Raw genomic sequence first — 16369 nt, 5'->3', positions numbered from 1 at the left:
GCAGTGAGAGTCACGAACCAATCTTAAAACTCAAAACTCCTCAGCAATTACCAATTACCAATGAGGCAAGACTTCGGAGCGAAATATGACTGCTTTAAGCGAGGGGTTTCCGTTTGGAAAAATGATAATTATGCAAATAAGATCGTCCAATCCGACTATTAAAAGCACTCGGTCCATAAGGTGTTGGCAGAGAGTTGAACTGCTGTTGTAAAACTTCGTCCTCTGCTGTGTATTGACATTTTCCTTCTAGCCGCTCCAGCATTTCCAGTACCAAGTCATTAATCTCATCTGGTGTATTATCCACCACTTTAATGCCCCATGAGTATAGGAGTTGGCTGTTGAGGTTGAAAAAGAATCGAGGCGCTAGTGCTTCTTCAAAAGTGAGATAGCGATTTTCAACTTCAGACCAAGCAAGTTTGGGGATGAATAGATCCTGATTCGACGGTGAACGTGCTGAAATGGGCCACATATTTGTGAGAGCGCAGGGGAGTCCAAATAGGCAAGGAATACAGTTTAAACCTGAGTTAGTTCCGAGGAAAAATCGGCAAGAAGCACCCAGAAAAACATCCATCCAATCACTTTTTGCATCAGTGTGAGCGTAGTCAATTACCTGTTTCATGGGTGGCAAGGGTCTCATACTTGGATCGCCCATGCGGATGACCCAACCACCGCGTGCTACAATCGATTTTATCGCTAATAAATAAGTATTAATATCAGCACTGCGGTGGGTAATTATTCCTTCTCCTCGAAAGCCATCTTCTCGGACATGGAGACAAACAAACCAGGCATTTTTAGGTACGCCAACGTCTTGCAAACAGTTCCATCCCCGCTCATAATCTGATGGTGATAACGTCAGAAGTGGCTGTTTTTGCTCTGCTTCCCACTGTTTCTGAACTGCTGAAAAGGCATAACCGACATCTACCATCTGTTCTTTGGCAATTTTTACATGGTAAAGGCTATACTCCAAGCACCGCATAATCTTTGCTAATGGCAGCAGGCACTCAATCAGGGATGGGTCGGTGATAATGTGAAGATAGCGTCCCCAGTAGTTAAGTAAACAGGGATTAATGACTTGTTCGGGAGGCGCTAAAAGAATCGTGTGGTAGGGAGGTCGCCAGCCAAGAATACCCATCTTAATATAAATATCAATATTGATAGCCAGGTGACCGATAGCTCCTAACCAGGGCCAATTTGTGAAATATTCCGGCGTGATAAACCGAATTCCTAAATTACCGAGGGGATGCTTTTCAAGTTGGGAGTTATATATTTCGATCGCACGTTCAGTAGAGCTAATTGATTCGTGTAATTTACCGACATCGTAAAATTTCCAGCTCATCTTCATGTGAGCTTCTGTTAGTTTGAGGTAAGCTTCTGTCCAATTTTCTTTTATGACGAGCGCTCTTTTGTAAATTTCAATGGCTGCTTCTAATTTGCCTTGCTGTATTAGTAAATTTCCGAGGTTAAAAAGTGCCTCTTCCTCTAAAGAGGGTGTGTTTTGTTTTTGCTTAGCCTCATCTATTTCCGCTTGCTCTATCAGTAAGTTGACGAGGTTGATATGTGCTTCTTCTAAGTCAAAATTGAGGGCGATAGCTTTTTTATAGCTTTCAATTGCCTCTATTCCCCTGTTTTGCTGTGTTAAGAGCTTCCCCGATAGGCAGTGAAGTTCAGCACTTTCTGGAGTCTGGTTAATGGCTTTGCGGGTTTTGGCGATCGCAAATTTAAGCTGCCGTTGTTTGGTCAGGGTTTCTGCTAAATTGCCGTAGTCATCGTTAACTGATGGATTGAGCTTAATAGCCTGACTGTAAAAATTTTCGGCTTCATCCCACCGCTGCTGTTTGACCAAGCACTCCGCAGCTTGACAGTAGAAGGTGGCGGCTTCGGGGCGACGACCCTGTTTGCAGAGGACTTCGCCTAAATTGGTGTAAAATCTATAAAAATCAGGGGAAAGCTCAATGGCACGACGGTAGGAGGCGATCGCATCTTCCCACCGGCAGAGTTTTGCTAAGGCTTCCCCTAAATTGTAATAACACCAAACCGAATTAGGGTTGAGTTGAATAGCGCGATCGTAACAAGTAACTGCTTCCTCCCAGCGATCGAGTTTAGCTAATGTTTCCCCTAAGTTGTGGTGAGACAAATAAAAGTTGGGGTTTTGCTCAATCGCTTGGTGGTAAGACGCGATCGCCTCTTCTAATTTCCCTTCCTGTTTAAGTTGGTTGGCTGCCTGAAAATAGCTTGCTGTCATCAATTACCGGATTATTAACTTCTGTTTCTGGCAATGAGCCTTTCATCAATCCATCTAGAATACAATGACAGATGCACAGATGAGTAATTTCTGCAAATCCATAGGCCATTGTCGGGACAAAAAAGTTAATGTCTCCTAGCTGACGCAGGGGATTATCTGGCTTAAAAGCTGAAAGGGTGATGACATAGCACCCCATTTGAGCTGCTTGACTGGCCCCTGCTAGGATGTTACCGGACTGTCCAGAACTGCTAATCGCAAATACGATATCTCCTGATTGGGCAAAGGTGGCAATGGGTTTACTGAAAACTTGTTCGTAGCCGAAATCGTTGCTGATGCAAGTGAGGAGAACACCGTCATTGAAGGCGATCGCGGGAAAACCTCCATTTCGCCAGTAGTCGAGCGCCTGGTGACTTGCTACGGCTGCACTGCCGCCATTGCCAATAAAAATTACTTTTTTTTGCTGTTGGCTTTGTTGAGATACTAAAGCTGCGGCTCGACTAATTGCTTCGGCAAAGGAAAGAGGCTGAGATTTTTTGTCAGTCGCTTCAAAGCTTTCGCTTAAATTTCCAAGTTGGCGGAAGTAATCGGTGGCAAAGGGAATCTGTGACGGAAAGGTTTGCATTTAATTTTTCAGTTTTGGTTTTAGTTAAGGAGCCATGCCCCATGTTAAATTTTTAGTGCGGAACTCCTGCCAAGCTGCGGTTAGTTCATCAGAGGCGATCGCCTCGACAACTTCTGGCAGCATCCGAGGAATTTTAGGCACTAACAGCACTTGAGTCAATTCCTCAAATGTAAATAGTTGGAAGGCTTGCCCCTCGGTTAAGGTTAATTCGCTAGTTGGTACTGTCAACGGAATACCAAAAATATAGGTTGTACAAGGTCGATCGGGTGCTTCCCATGTCAGCAGGTATTTGGGTTCGGGCGGTATCCAGCAAAGTTCTTCTTCGATTTCTCGCTTCATAGCTTGGGCTGGAGTTTCCCCTTCATCAACAGTACCGCCGAATAGTCCCCAATGATTGGGGGCTATAATCTCAGGTATATTGTCTCGCAGTTGCAGTAACAGGCGAGATCCTTGGTAAAGGAATGCTTTTGCAACTTGAATATTAACTTGAGCAGGGGTGTTTTGAACCATAAGTTTAGGTTTTTCCCAAATACTCAAACCATGCTTTTGTGGCTTCCTGAATGGAATCAGGCGTCCAGACAGGTGCTTCTTGCCACAGGCTGATGTTTGCCAACATCTGAGACACTCCTTCGGGGAAAGGAACTTTTGGCTGCCATCCCAAGAGAGTTTTAGCCTTGGTGATGTCTCCCCAAGTGCAGTCTGGCTCTCCGGGACGTTTTGGGATGTGGACGATGGGGCCGCCCAATAGTTCCACGAGGGTGAGGACACTTTGAGGATTCCCGGAGCCAATGTTGATAATTTCACCCGTTACATCCGATGCTGCGGCGGTGACAAAGGCTTCTACGACATCGCTGACGAAGGTGAAGTCTCTGGTTTGAGTGCCGTCTCCGACAAGGGTGAAGGGTTTACCTGCTAATTTTTGAGCTAAAAAGACGCCGAAGACGGCACCGTAGGCTCCTGTTGTTCTGGAACGCGGCCCATAGACGTTAAACAGCCGCAGGGAGATAGCGGGGAGTTTATATACTTTCGCCCAGTGCATGACTATTTGCTCGCCTAAATATTTGGTCAAGCCGTATGGATGTTCGGGAGAGCAGGGATACGTTTCAGGTGTGGGATATTGGTCTGGGATACCGTAGCAGGTGGAAGAGGCGGTGTAGATGAAGCGTTGGATTTGAGCGTGGCGGCAAGCATCGAGCAGGGCGAATGTTCCGTGAACGTTGGAGTGGTAGTATTGGCTGGGGTTTTGAATGGATGGGACGAGATCGGCCAGACCTGCTAGGTGAAATACCCAGTCAATTCCTTCTAGGGTTGAGGAAGTGATGCTGGCTACGTCTTGCTCAATAAAGTTAAAGGTTTTGTAGGTTTTGGCTTGTTCTAGGTTAGCCAAGCGACCGACTATTAGACTGTCGAGACCGGTGACGGTGTAGCCGAGGGACAGGAGGCGATCGCACAGATGGCTGCCGATGAAGCCGGCGGCACCGGTTACTAAGCAGTGTTTAGAGGTGGTCAATGGCTATCTCCTTTCAAGTAAGGTTGACTCAGAATAAAATTGCTACAGTGACAGGTAGAATATTCCTTCTGCATTTTTGTGCTGATATTCTTACCCGTAGCATGAGTAAAAGGCATCACAATGTCAAGTCCTGGTGGGATATCTTGAGGCTTGACAATGGAAATATTGCCAATGTTATTTCCCACCCTTTGGCTGTCTTCATCAATGAAAAAACTAGGGGGATTTGACAATTGGCTAGATATCCAAATTCCTGATATTCCCGTACCAAAAATAGCATATTTTCGATTTTTGGTTGCTAGTTCAAACTCCTCTACTGTTTTTTTAAGCCAGTAAAAGTAACCCTCAGGTATAAAACTTAAATCTGGCAATTTTTTTCTTGGTATGGCGCGAGCATCGCGCTTCAGTAGTAGGGTTAGGCAATTGTGTACCCAATCATAGCCATCCAGTTCTATTTGATAGCCTGTTTCTTTACAAAGCTGGCTCAGACTATAATTGGTAAAATGCGACCAATGATCGATCACAGCGAAATCAAAGGGAGTTCGATGAATATCTGGAACTTGGATGAGTAAAAAACCCTCTTCTGTCAGATAATGCTTTAACTTGCTGAGAAATTGAGCGGGTTCTGGGATATGCTCCAAAGAATGCCATAATACAATTAGGTTAAATTTGCCTTTAGGAACATTCTCAAGACTTTCAGCATAAAACTCAACCACCCCAGGAATTGCTAAAATCTCTGCTTTCGATTTATCTCCCAAGTCAAACGCATATAATTTCCATTGCTGCAAAAGTTGACTAGCTGACCTCAAAATAGCGCCATTTCCTGTACCGATATCCAGAAGATTACCCGATTCTGGCAACAAGGAAAGACATTGCTCTATTGCATGATAACTTCGTGGCCGGGGTGGGTTATCTTTGGGGAAAACCAGTTGCTCTTTTCCGGTTGAAACTTTGTAGGTTTCATAATTTTGATAAAGAGAATTGATGAATGAAAGCTCTATCAGGGTATGGGATTTTTGTAGGTGGTGACAGTTTTGACAGTAATAGATTTTGGCGGGTAAAGAACACAAATCTGGTTCGGATGTTACCGAAGCTGGCTTAAGGCCAATATTTCCCAGTTGGCTCAGCGAATCATACCCACACAGGTTGCAATTCATACATTTGGTTCTACTTCGGTTGCTATTGTTTAATTATGTAAGCCCCAGGAACATTGTTCCATTCAAATTTCTTGAGTTCGACTTTTTGATTCTTGAAATATTCCTCAACAGCTTTGCTTTCACCTGACCATTCTAAGATACCATATTCATCAAAAATGATGACTCCCCCCGGAACCACTAGGGGGTAAAGATAATCTAAGCCTATCTTGGTTGGTTCGTAGAGATCTATGTCAAAGTGCAGCAATGAAATACGAAGACCCGGATTTTTGGTTACAAATTCTGGAATTGTTTCAGTAACATTGCCAACAATCAGCTCTACTCGTTTTTTCCATCCCACAAAGCGATCGCCATCAAAAATATCCAGAACATCCAGTAATTCATTGTAGTATTGTTCGGGACTAAATCCTCCTTCAACTTTTTGGGACTGATCGTAGTTAGGGCCATCTTCAGGTCGCAGACCTGTAAATCCTTTAAAATTGTCAAATCCCCAGACTTTTTTAGTTCGATCGCCGATATTTCTAGCTTCCAAAAAGTTGGCGAAGGTCATCAAGCTTTGACCTCTAAAAACTCCGAGTTCTACGATATCACCCGGTAAGTCTATGGTGCGACGAAAGAGTTCGTAGTGAGCCAAATATTTTTTAATAACTGTACGGCGGGCGTAAATTGGAAAGCAATTAATAATTTCCACTGGTGAAATTTTGTGCTTTTCAAACAAGGCGGCTAATTTATTTTCAATCTCTTTATCTTTGCTGTATTTTTTCGTACCATCGAATTTTTCCTCTGTTTCGCTCATTGCATTAACCTCAGCATTGCTTAGTTGTTGTAGATTTCTTTTGTCCAGGGGTCATAGTAAGGCTTAGGACTGACTGTTGTCTGACTAAAAGCCCTCATATCTATACTAAATCGAATGGTATCTTTTGAAATATTTGTTTCAGAGGCATGAACAATGGTAGGGGTAAAAAATAGAATATCGCCTAACTCCATCTGTGGTGAACTTTTACTATAGATGGACTCATCGAACAAGGCTCTACTTTCCCAAGCTCCACTAGCACCGTGAGGCAATTGACCCAAATGTTGAGTGCCTTCATAAAAAGCCACGCCACCAACTTCTTCTGTAATGGGGGTTAAAGGAACCCAGACCGTAATAAATTTTTCGATATGAGAGCTGTAGGCACTGTCTTGATGGGGGGGAACAATTGTTTGATCGGCGTTGGGTACTTTAAACCGAACCATCGGTGGGTAATGTAAAAAATATTTTTCTTCTCCCAAAGCAGTTGCTACTTTTTCTCGTAAGCTTGAGATGCTCATAAACTGCCGAATTTCTGATGAAAGCCTAGTTTCTAAATCAAATTCTCCTCTCAAGAAGTGACGTAAATTTTTGGGCAGTCCCTTGGACTCATACTCGGCAATTTTGTTACTGTGTTTGCGATAGTTCTCGACTGAAGTTACATCCTCTCCACCCGACCATTCTCGGAATTGCTCATGCAAACAGTCAAGTCTGACCACTAAGTAATCGTGGAGTTGATTGACAAGGGTTGGGTCGATAGCTTGGTGACTAACTAGAAATCCTTTTTCAACTAAAGAAGTAAACTCAGAGGGAAAATTCATCTGCTTCACTCTAAAATGGGGTTTACTGATTGGGCATGATTGTAAAGATTTGCTACATCAGTTACAACTGAACTACTTAGCCTTTCATAGTAGCCAGGTTTAAGTGACGGGTTCAGGGGTGCGAGGGCATTCACAACCCGAATGTCAGAACTCCAACGAGAAATCCGACCTGTATTTTCTACACTACCATGCACTGTCGCTAGACTAAATATTAGTGCTTCGCCCAGTACCAGGGGAACAGGCTTCATATTTACTGTAAAGGATGGATCTATTATTTTGGGAGCATAAAGGAATCCCAACTGGTGTTTAACAGAGCCTTTGAGGATTTCTGGATTTTCTATCTGTGTTATGGGAAAATCCGATTCAGAGCGAACGTGGGAACCTGATAAAACTGATAAGGAACTCTCCGCAGCAAGGTCAACGTAGGGAACTAAAACTGACAGTTCAAATGGAGAGCAACCGTAATAGGTATCGCGGTGGTAGCCAATGTTATCTTGTGGTTTTCTAGGACGGGTAATTCGCAGATGAGGTTTGCTTTGAATACTAATATCTTGTCCCAAAAAAGCTTGAAAAAAATCAAGCTGAGCTGATATTATTTTGGTTGACCACTGCTGGTTCCAGAACAATTGGGTAAGCTGGAATTGTAAATCGGTATGTGTTGAATCATCTTCTATAAATTGGTGGTATTCTTCTAATGTAATTTTTTCGTTACCAGTAAGCCGTTGCAACTCGGCTAGTAATGCCGTTCTTGCTGCATGAATAGGCTCTGGATTCGGAAGTTTCACTACCATCCAGCCATGTTCGTAGAAGTGACGCTTCAGTTCGTCGAAACTCTTAAGCTCACTGTTAGTTTGTTGCATTACCAGGAACCTCCATCAACGGGTAGCACTGCACCTGCAAAGAAGGAAGCAGACTCAGAACATAAGAATACAACGAAATGACTGATTTCGTTAAGGTGAGCAAATCGTTTAATGGCCATACGCTGTTCGAGATAGTTGGCTACCATTTCTGGCTTTTCCTGAGACATTTTATCCCAATGACTGCCTTCATGGCGGATTGCTCCTGGCATCACGGATGTGATTACCACCCCATCTGACGCTACTGTACATCCTAAGTTCCGGGTGTAAGCATTTAAAGTGGCTTTGACGGCACAATAGGCAACGGCCCCTCGACTTAGATTAGCAGCTATTGAGGAAATATGTACAACCCTTCCCCACTGTCGCTGCTGCATCGGTGGGATGAGGTGGCGGTTTAACTCAGCAGCTATTTCAAAGTTGAGTCGCCAAACTGACCGCCACTCCGCTATGGTACAGAAGGGGTCTCTCACGGCTAGAGTTCCCCCTAGATTGTGGATGAGAATGTCTATGGATTTGCCTTGTGACAGTATCTCCTCCGCCATCTGGGTAGGGGCGTTCTCTGGTACAAGGTCTTTGCGGATTCCCCAATGGCCTTTAGTTTCACCCCCCATCTCCTCAACTAAGGAAATAATATCAGCTTTGGTGCGGGCAACAACTCCAACTTGTGCGCCTTCTTGAGCGAGGGTGAGGGCGATTTCCCGACCTAAACCTCGACTTGCGCCAACTACTAAAACTGATTTCCCTTTAAGTCCTAATTCCATTTTATTTATAAATTTTTAATTTCATTTTTGACGCACTTGATTTTTCTCCTCTTCACCAAGGGCTTGTAGACAAAAGTTGTTGAGTTGGAGATTTTCAGATTTTTGATAATAACCTCTCATTGGTGTATTCGGTAAAGTTAATACTGCTTGTATCATTTCCTCAAAATTCTCTATTTCGCTTCTATCTTGAAGCACCATTTCTTCTAAGGCTGCGTGTAATTCGCCTCCAGCCCCTAAAATCCGGTCATAGATTCCCAATCGTGACTCGGTTCTCTGCGGTAACGTAAACAGACTAAATAGGATTATCCCTTCTAGTTGTGGCAATTCTGCCAAAACATCGGACAACATCATAAAACACCCAGACATTGCGTATTCAGTTGCACTGAGTTTATAGGCTAATTTATGTCGCGTGGCGTAGTCGCGAACTACCAAGTTTTGAACGCGGTGGGGGTAACTTACGCCTCGCACTGGACGGCTGGTAATGTAACCGCGATAACCTGATTTTTTACTCATGGAAACCTCCTGGCATTGTAAATTTCATCCCAATTTTTGAAGTGGGACGCACGACAATTGGTGCAAAATATTCGCCCAAACGTTTATCTGAGTAAGGGGTAAATAAACCTTTAAATCTAATATTTATAGACCATCTGGTTGTAGATTCTTGGTTTAGTCGATTACCGTGCATAATCGTGGGAGTAAACAAAACGACGTTGCCATAAGGAACTTCTAACCATTCAATTTCTGGCTCAATTGCTTGATAAAGGCTCTCTGTTCCTGTTTCTGCAAATTCATGAACTTTTTCGCGCCATTTAGAATCAGCATCAGGCGGTAAAATAAACATACTTTTTGTCCGATAGCAATCTACTAAGGGAATCCACAATACTACTTCAAAGGGGGAGCATTCGGAGCCCCAGCTATCAGAATGTAGGGGTAATAAAGAACTGTCATCACCGGGAAGTTGAATGCTGAAACCGATATTGCGCTGCATTACCAGTTCATTGCCGACGATGGTTTCTACTAGGCAACGAGCACAGGAGAAATAGGCTTCTCGAAACCAAGGTTCTGCCATTAAACCTGAGATGATATGAAGACGAAAAGAGTTGAGTTTTTCCAAGGGTACTAGAGAGGCAATTTTATCTAAAAATTCTCCCGCCTCTGTCGGAGTGGGGACTCCTAAAAAATTCCTGGCTAAATCTACTGTTTTGTTTCTGATTTTATCTAGGGCAGATCGATTTTCGGAGGGTTTGATTATATAGCCATTTTGAATAAAAGCAGCACTTAAGTCTGTCTCCGATTTTTGCATAAAGTTCATAGTTTCATCTCCCTCTAGCTACTCTTTATAAATAATTGTTAATTAATAATACAAAATCTACTCAGCGATAAACCAATAATAATCGCCTTTGTAGCCCACTTCGTCAAATAGTTTAACCCAATCATTGACGTGCATATAGGTTAATGCAGTTAAGTTCCAGTTGAGCATTCTTTGTTTTTCTTTATCATTGTGCCACGCATCCACAATGATAAAGGCGTGTTGGCGGGTGACTCGCTGAATTTCTTTCAAGGCGTGCTTACAGTCTTCGAGGAGTAAGTTATGAACGGTGTTGATGGAGATAACTAAGTCAAAGGAGCGATCGGGGTAGGGGAGTTCTTTGGCGTTGCCAACTTGGAGGTAGGGTTTGACTTCTTCTTTGGCGTTAGCGATCGCGTATTCCGAGATATCGATGCCGGTGATGGTGATGTTGGGCATAAGCTGTTTGAAGTCGTACAGCATGAACCCTTTACCACAGCCGACATCGAGGATGCTGGCGTTATCTGGCAAGTTGTAGTAGTCGCGGAAGCGCTTAACGGTGTCTTGCCAGAAGCGAGGGTGGTAGTTGTAGCCGCCGTATCCGTACAGGCGATCGCCGTCGAAGAATTCTTTGCCAAATTGACGGGCGATCGCCCGGTGTTCTTCAGTAATGAGTTTGGCGCGATCGTCTATGGGACGTTGACTACGGGGGTAGAGGTCTAAGATGTTGATTTCTGTCATTGACCTAATGTCCTACTTTGTAATTGATTATTTTTCACTTCTGTGATGTTGTCACTTGACGGTCAATTTTACCAGCTAAATCTGCTACTTCCACTATCTTAACCACGATTTATTTATTCTGAACTCTAGTACCAAGGCACTAGGGGATGCCTAGCATTCAAGCCAGCAAAAATAGGTGTTGTATCTTGATTCAGTGAAGGAGAAATAGTCAATTGAATTATGATTCGCTCACCTTTTTCGGGAGCTATTCCTCGATGTATTAGCTCGGAATTTTTGAAAAGCAGCCAGGTTCCTGGTGGTCCTTCTACTAATACATTTGAACCATTTTGTAGCTTTAATTCTGTAGTTCCTATTTCTAAACCAGCTCCCGTAAGATAAATTAAAATCTTGAGAGCGCTCAATGCAAAAGCATCATTATGCCAAGCATTGGCTCCACCTTCAATCACCCCAGGCGTTGTTTTCTGAACAATAACGTTAACAATGCGCCAAGGGGTTCCCAAACAATCTGTAATAGGCTTAACAAGTCCTTGGAGCAAGGGCATTAAATAATTAAGTTGTTCAGAGCCTAGATTTAGAAAGGTGTGACATCTAATTGCTTGTACTATTTCAGGAGGCAACTTACTAGGTAAATACCCCGGCTGACAATCATCAATATTAAATTCTTTGGCATCTGCTTGCTTCAGTGATTTTAAGAAATTGTCTACTTCATTCTTAGGAAGTAACCCTTGCTTAAACCCAAGCCTAGCAAAATCAGGATCGACTTCTATGCAACCTCTGGCAATTGAAACTGTTCTGACGTGTGCTGCATAGACATCCCAAAAATTATGATAGTGAGTTTCTGTTATTTGAGGTTGGACTTCTATTGCCTGTTGATAGCTGCGAATAGCATCCTCAAATTTACCTTGTTTAGCCAGTTGGCTAGCTAAATTTAAGTAAACTTCTGCACCCAATAATTTCGCTGACAATTGTGAGCCTTTTTCCGACTCTAGCGACTCCTTTAACCAAACAGATTTGAGTGTTTTTGTATTATGATTCTCAGAGAGATTCTCTCCTGACTTACCTTTACCATAGATTTTTTTCAAAATTGAATTGTCGGCTTCTGACCACTCAGGGTTGAGTTGAATTAACTGAGAGTATATAGTATTAGCTTTCTGAAAATTACCCTCTCCATAAAAGAAGTAAGCTAAAGAATATACGGCCTTAGCATGATCCTGTCTCATTTATATCTCCTTAAGTATCTTCATTCTAGCCAATTGATTCACCATTTCGCTTTTAGGTTAGTTGATGCCGATTTCTCCCCTTTAATTTCTACTTATTTTACTGGTAGCTGCTGGCATAAGCCAAGCATATTTTCGTAAGAACGTCTTTCCTATCCTGCTAAGAGAGCCTTCAAAGCCTTTTGCCTGATTTGACAATGCGATGAACTGCTTTTGCAAGCGTTCCTCCTCTTGCGTGTATTGTAGCTTACCATCTAACCGATTCAGCATTTCCACTACTAGGTCTTTGATTTCTTCTGCTGTATTGTCTACGATGTTGATACCCCATGACGCAAAGATGTCTGACCGCTCACAGTGACCAACAGGATGAGCCAATGCTTCCCCGAAGGTCAGAAAACGATCCTCGCTTAAAGACCATAGTAGTTTAGGTATGAAAATATCCTTACTCGAAAGCGGTCTAGTTTCCATAGGTACAAAATTGGCTAAGGCACAAGGAATACCAAAAACATAAGATAGATGGAATAAGCCAGACGTTGTACCCAGGAAAAAACGACACTGTGCACATAAAAATACATCCATCCAGTCACTGCGGATATCACTATTTGCATAGTCAACTACTTGCTCCATTGGAGGGATTGCTGTCATGGAATAGTTACCCATACGAATGACCCACCCGCCCTGCTCTACAATTGTCTGGACTGCCAACCAGTATGTATTGATGTCAGCATTGCGATGGGAAGCTAGACCATTTTTAGCTTCGCTCAGATACCCCGGTTCTCGCACATGAAGACACACAAACCAAGCATCCCTAGGTATGCCGAGGGACTGCAAGCAAGTCCAACCTCTCTCGCAGTCATTGTCAGACAGCGTGAGAAGTGGTGAGCGCGACTCTGCCTCCCATCTTTTTTGCACTGTTTCCATAAACTCGTGTACCCACACTGTTTTTCCGCTAGATAAAGTCTGGGACATCAAAGGTTCTTTCAAGTACCGCACGAGGGGGGAAACAGAATCGACTACGACCGGATCAGAAATGATGGTAATATGCGAACGCCAGTAATTGAAGGCATGAGGATTCGCCATCGTCTCTGGAGGTGCTAGCAGGATGGGTTGGCGCGGTGTCAGCAAGCCTAGAACAATCGCTTTCACATAGCAATCGATCAAAGCAAAATGACCAATTCTTCTAGGCCAAAGATGCGTTAAAAATCGATTTTCCAGATATTCTAGCTGATAAAAATTAGCCCAGTATCGCTGCAACTCTCTGGCTTGATGACAGAAGTAAATCGCATCTGAGTATCTGCCTTTGGGCCAAAGGTGGAACATTATTGAGTCAGCTATTTCTGCCCAGTCACAGTCAGACTTGATATCAAGGGCTCTCTGCCAGCAAGCGAAAGCTTGCTCAAAATCGTCTAGGTGCGTGAAGGCATTTCCCTGGTAAAAGTGTGCTTCAACCCAGTAGGGTCGGAGGGCAATCGCCTGTTGGTAGCTTTCTATGGCTTCCCTTGGTCTTAGTAGTTTTATCAGAACGTTTCCTAAATGGAAATGGAGATCTACCCAGTCGGGTTGAAGAGCAATCGCACGTCGGTAAGTTTCTATCGCTTCATCCTGTTTTTCTTGAGCAAAAAGAGCGTTGGCTAAGTGATAATGAGCTAGAGCCCATTCAGGTTCTATAGCGATCGCTTTACTGTAACTTCCTACGGCTTCAGTTGTTTTTCCTTGAGCTAAAAAAGCGTTGCCGAGATGAAGGTGAGCTAGTCCCCAGTCAGGTTTAATAACTATAGCTTTCTGGTAACTATCAACTGCCTCTGCTAATTTATTCTGATGTACCAGTGCATCTCCTAAGTTTAAATGCGCCCTTTCCCAGTTAGGTTTAACGACTATAGCTTTCTGGTAACTATCAACTGCTTCGGCTAATTTTCCCTGCTGTGAAAATGCCATTGCTTGGTTGTAATAGGTTTCTGGAAAGCTGGGAAAAAAAAGGGCGGCTTGCTTGTAACTATCTATTGCTTCATCTAACTTACCTTGGTGTGCCTGTACTTTACCTAACTGATTGAAAGCCTCCCCCAAAGTTTGGTACGGTTGGCAACCTTTTGGGTTTAGTTCAATTGCGCTGCGATACGCTGCAATCGCCTCTTGCAGACAGCATGAGATGAGTGATGAGATTAACAGAGAAGTATGTTCTGGTGATTCTCGAAATCCGGTGAGAATTTGTTGACGGGTCACGCCATTATAAAGACATTCGAGGTGGTAATTTTTACCTTGGGGGTCGGCATCTCGTTTTAGATAAGTGTGGTAAACTTTATCTATAAATTCTTCGTTGTTTAGGTTATTAGTTGCTTGTATAAAGTCTGCATCGTTGACATGGCAAGGCTCATTTGAATAGTCGTCGATCTGCTCTGTTTTAAGTAAAATTTCTCCTAATCGGCTATATGACTGTAAAGCTCCTGTGTTTATCTGCAACGCAAGCTGATAAAAAGCTTTACCCAAGCGGTTGTAAAATCCATGAAAATTTTGCTTCAGTTTAATGGCAATGCGGTAGGTGGCGATTGCCTCCTCTAGTTGACCTAGTTTTACCAAATTTTCGCCAATATTGTGGTGAGACCAAGCTGAATTGGGGTTGAGTTTTATGGCACGATTATAATAATTGATAGCCTCATCTAGGCGACCCAGTTGGGCAAAGATATCCCCCATGTTGTGATAAGACCAATAAAAAGTTGGGTTCTGCTCAATAGCACTTTTATAGGATTCAATGGATTCCTCTAATTTACCTTCCTGTTTGAGTTTGTTGCCTGCTTGAAAAAAGTTTAATGTCATTGTTGTTATCCTTTGTTTTTATCCTTTAAATCATTTTTAATACTTACAACCAACTCACTTACTCAATCCTTTTACAAATCATATTATTCAGCAATTGATGGCTCCCCATATCATATTTTACTACATTAACTTGGAGTATAGATAAATAAGAATCTTATTGATACTAAATTGTTAAATAATAACAACTTTACTTGAAAAGTATCCAATTTTTTTTTTTCAAGAGAACCATCCAAATCTATCTAACAATCGATTAGGAATCATACTAGATGCTTTTTCTGCTTGTTCCTGTGTGAAAACATCCCGCCATTCATCTACATTCCCTGTACGATAATGCGTACCTACCTTAAATGTGGGAGGTGGTGGCATAGTAAATCGCCATCTTTCTATTTCATAAAAATCCAAAATAGTATTAAAGAGTTCCTGTGAATTTTCTACTAAATCTTCCTGCCTGGTAAATAATATTTTAGGATAAAATAATGGATTTTCTTCTGCATCAAGCCAACTTTCTATCCACTTGATGGCTCCAGGTAGAGCCCAATTATCTATCTGCCAGCTTATTTGCTCTGTCAGCGACATACAAAAATAGTTTTTGGGAAGTTGTGAGCAATTAAATATGTGTACAGGACTCCTGTTATATCTGTAGAGATTATTGTGATGAACTTGAGAAAGAGTCACTTGCCGGGGATCTCTAACATTAACAATTAATCTATCAACAATTAAACTTATTGTCAACAAATTATATGGTTCTGCATACAAATGCGCTGATACTAAATTAGAAGTTGAGTTTTTATATGGTTCTTCAGTCAATAATTGTAAGTAGGTAGTATTTCCCTCAAAAATTGTTAAATATCTCGGCTTATCTGCATTGTCGCAATTATTGACCAGGTTTTGTAAAGCATTAAAAATGTATGTGCTTGCGGATTTTGCCAGGGTAATAAAACACATTCTTCCAAGGTTTCCTTGAGAGCGATCTTCGACAAATTTTATTTTATTTGACCGATAATAGCTGCGAAAAGCCTCATTTTGCTTGCCTTGTAGCATAAGTGCGTTTCCCAGCTTAAAGTGAAGTTCCACAGACTTAGGGTGAATTTCAACTGATTTTTGGTACCAATCTACCAAATTGTCTATTTGCCCTTGTGTCGCCAAAGCTTCCCCTCGCTGAGAGTATGCTTCTATTAAATCAGGTTGAAGTTCAATGGCGCGTTCATAGCTTTGACAAGCTTCATCATTTTTTTTAATTTGTAATAGCATGTTTCCCAACTGTAGATGTAAGTCCGCTGAATCAGGTTTCATGATAATAGCGTGTTGATAGAAAGCTATTGCCTCATCCAATTTTCCCTGTTGCTTAATGGTTTCTGCCCTAGTCAAGAAATTCTTTAGCAATTGTGGTTTGAGAGCTATAGCTGTTTGATAGCTTTCTAAAGCTTCGCTATATTTTTCTAGTTGCCAAAAAGCATTGCCGAGGTGGAAGTGAGCTTCGGCCCAGTCTGGTTTCAAAACTGTGGTGGTTTGATAGCTTTCTAAAGCTTCGCTATATTTTTCTAGTTGCCAAAAAGCA

15 protein-coding genes are annotated in these 16369 nt (G+C 42.4%); all 15 read right to left on the bottom strand.

Annotated features, from left to right (window positions below; genetic code table 11):
• Window positions 1-94: 94 nt before the first annotated feature.
• Complete coding sequence (locus tag QUB35_RS26105) at window positions 95-2242, bottom strand: TIGR04372 family glycosyltransferase (protein WP_333144570.1); 2148 nt, start codon at window positions 2240-2242, stop codon at window positions 95-97.
• Window positions 2205-2864 carry an SIS domain-containing protein gene (locus QUB35_RS26100; RefSeq protein WP_333144569.1) on the bottom strand — a complete coding sequence of 220 codons (660 nt, stop codon included), beginning with the start codon at window positions 2862-2864 and terminating at the stop codon, window positions 2205-2207. Before QUB35_RS26100 ends, QUB35_RS26105 begins: the two co-directional genes overlap by 38 nt.
• Before the next feature lie 24 nt (window positions 2865-2888).
• Window positions 2889-3374 (bottom strand): NUDIX domain-containing protein, encoded by a 486-nt coding sequence (locus QUB35_RS26095; protein WP_333144568.1) that lies wholly within the window; start codon window positions 3372-3374, stop codon window positions 2889-2891.
• 4 nt (window positions 3375-3378) lie between these two features.
• Window positions 3379-4374, bottom strand: a complete 996-nt coding sequence (locus tag QUB35_RS26090; RefSeq protein WP_333144567.1) for an SDR family oxidoreductase — start codon at window positions 4372-4374, stop codon at window positions 3379-3381.
• Window positions 4371-5528, bottom strand: a complete 1158-nt coding sequence (locus tag QUB35_RS26085) for a class I SAM-dependent methyltransferase (protein ID WP_333144566.1) — start codon at window positions 5526-5528, stop codon at window positions 4371-4373. Before QUB35_RS26085 ends, QUB35_RS26090 begins: the two co-directional genes overlap by 4 nt.
• Window positions 5529-5550: 22 nt before the next feature.
• On the bottom strand, window positions 5551-6321 hold the full coding sequence (locus QUB35_RS26080; protein ID WP_333144565.1) for a TylF/MycF/NovP-related O-methyltransferase: 771 nt from the start codon (window positions 6319-6321) through the stop codon (window positions 5551-5553).
• A gap of 20 nt (window positions 6322-6341) precedes the next feature.
• On the bottom strand, window positions 6342-7136 hold the full coding sequence (locus tag QUB35_RS26075; RefSeq protein WP_333144564.1) for a phytanoyl-CoA dioxygenase family protein: 795 nt from the start codon (window positions 7134-7136) through the stop codon (window positions 6342-6344).
• A gap of 5 nt (window positions 7137-7141) precedes the next feature.
• On the bottom strand, window positions 7142-7996 hold the full coding sequence (locus QUB35_RS26070) for a hypothetical protein (RefSeq protein ID WP_333144563.1): 855 nt from the start codon (window positions 7994-7996) through the stop codon (window positions 7142-7144).
• The gene (locus QUB35_RS26065) at window positions 7996-8754 is read right to left on the bottom strand and encodes an SDR family oxidoreductase (protein ID WP_333144562.1); all 759 of its coding nucleotides are present in this window, start codon (window positions 8752-8754) and stop codon (window positions 7996-7998) included. The genes QUB35_RS26070 and QUB35_RS26065 overlap by 1 nt, the downstream gene beginning before the upstream one ends.
• A gap of 21 nt (window positions 8755-8775) precedes the next feature.
• Entirely contained in the window at window positions 8776-9267 is a 492-nt protein-coding gene (locus QUB35_RS26060) for an LIC12192 family sporadic carbohydrate cluster protein (RefSeq protein ID WP_333144561.1), read from the bottom strand.
• Window positions 9260-10066, bottom strand: coding sequence for a sporadic carbohydrate cluster 2OG-Fe(II) oxygenase (locus tag QUB35_RS26055; RefSeq protein ID WP_333144560.1), 807 nt, complete (start codon window positions 10064-10066; stop codon window positions 9260-9262). Before QUB35_RS26055 ends, QUB35_RS26060 begins: the two co-directional genes overlap by 8 nt.
• Before the next feature lie 57 nt (window positions 10067-10123).
• A complete protein-coding gene (locus tag QUB35_RS26050) occupies window positions 10124-10783 on the bottom strand; it encodes a class I SAM-dependent methyltransferase (RefSeq protein WP_333144559.1) in 660 nt (219 codons plus the stop codon).
• A gap of 125 nt (window positions 10784-10908) precedes the next feature.
• A complete protein-coding gene (locus tag QUB35_RS26045) occupies window positions 10909-12003 on the bottom strand; it encodes a tetratricopeptide repeat protein (protein ID WP_333144558.1) in 1095 nt (364 codons plus the stop codon).
• 81 nt (window positions 12004-12084) lie between these two features.
• Complete coding sequence (locus QUB35_RS26040; protein ID WP_333144557.1) at window positions 12085-14811, bottom strand: tetratricopeptide repeat protein; 2727 nt, start codon at window positions 14809-14811, stop codon at window positions 12085-12087.
• Window positions 14812-15027: 216 nt separating this feature from the next.
• On the bottom strand, window positions 15028-16369 hold a 1342-nt coding region (locus QUB35_RS26035; RefSeq protein WP_333144556.1), incomplete at its 5' end, for a tetratricopeptide repeat protein.

The organism is Microcoleus sp. B13-B6, assembly GCF_036705405.1.
Classification (GTDB): Bacteria; Cyanobacteriota; Cyanobacteriia; order Cyanobacteriales; family Microcoleaceae; genus Microcoleus.
The sequence above is the reverse complement of the archived record's forward strand: the minus strand, read 5'-3'. Positions and strand labels throughout refer to the sequence as shown.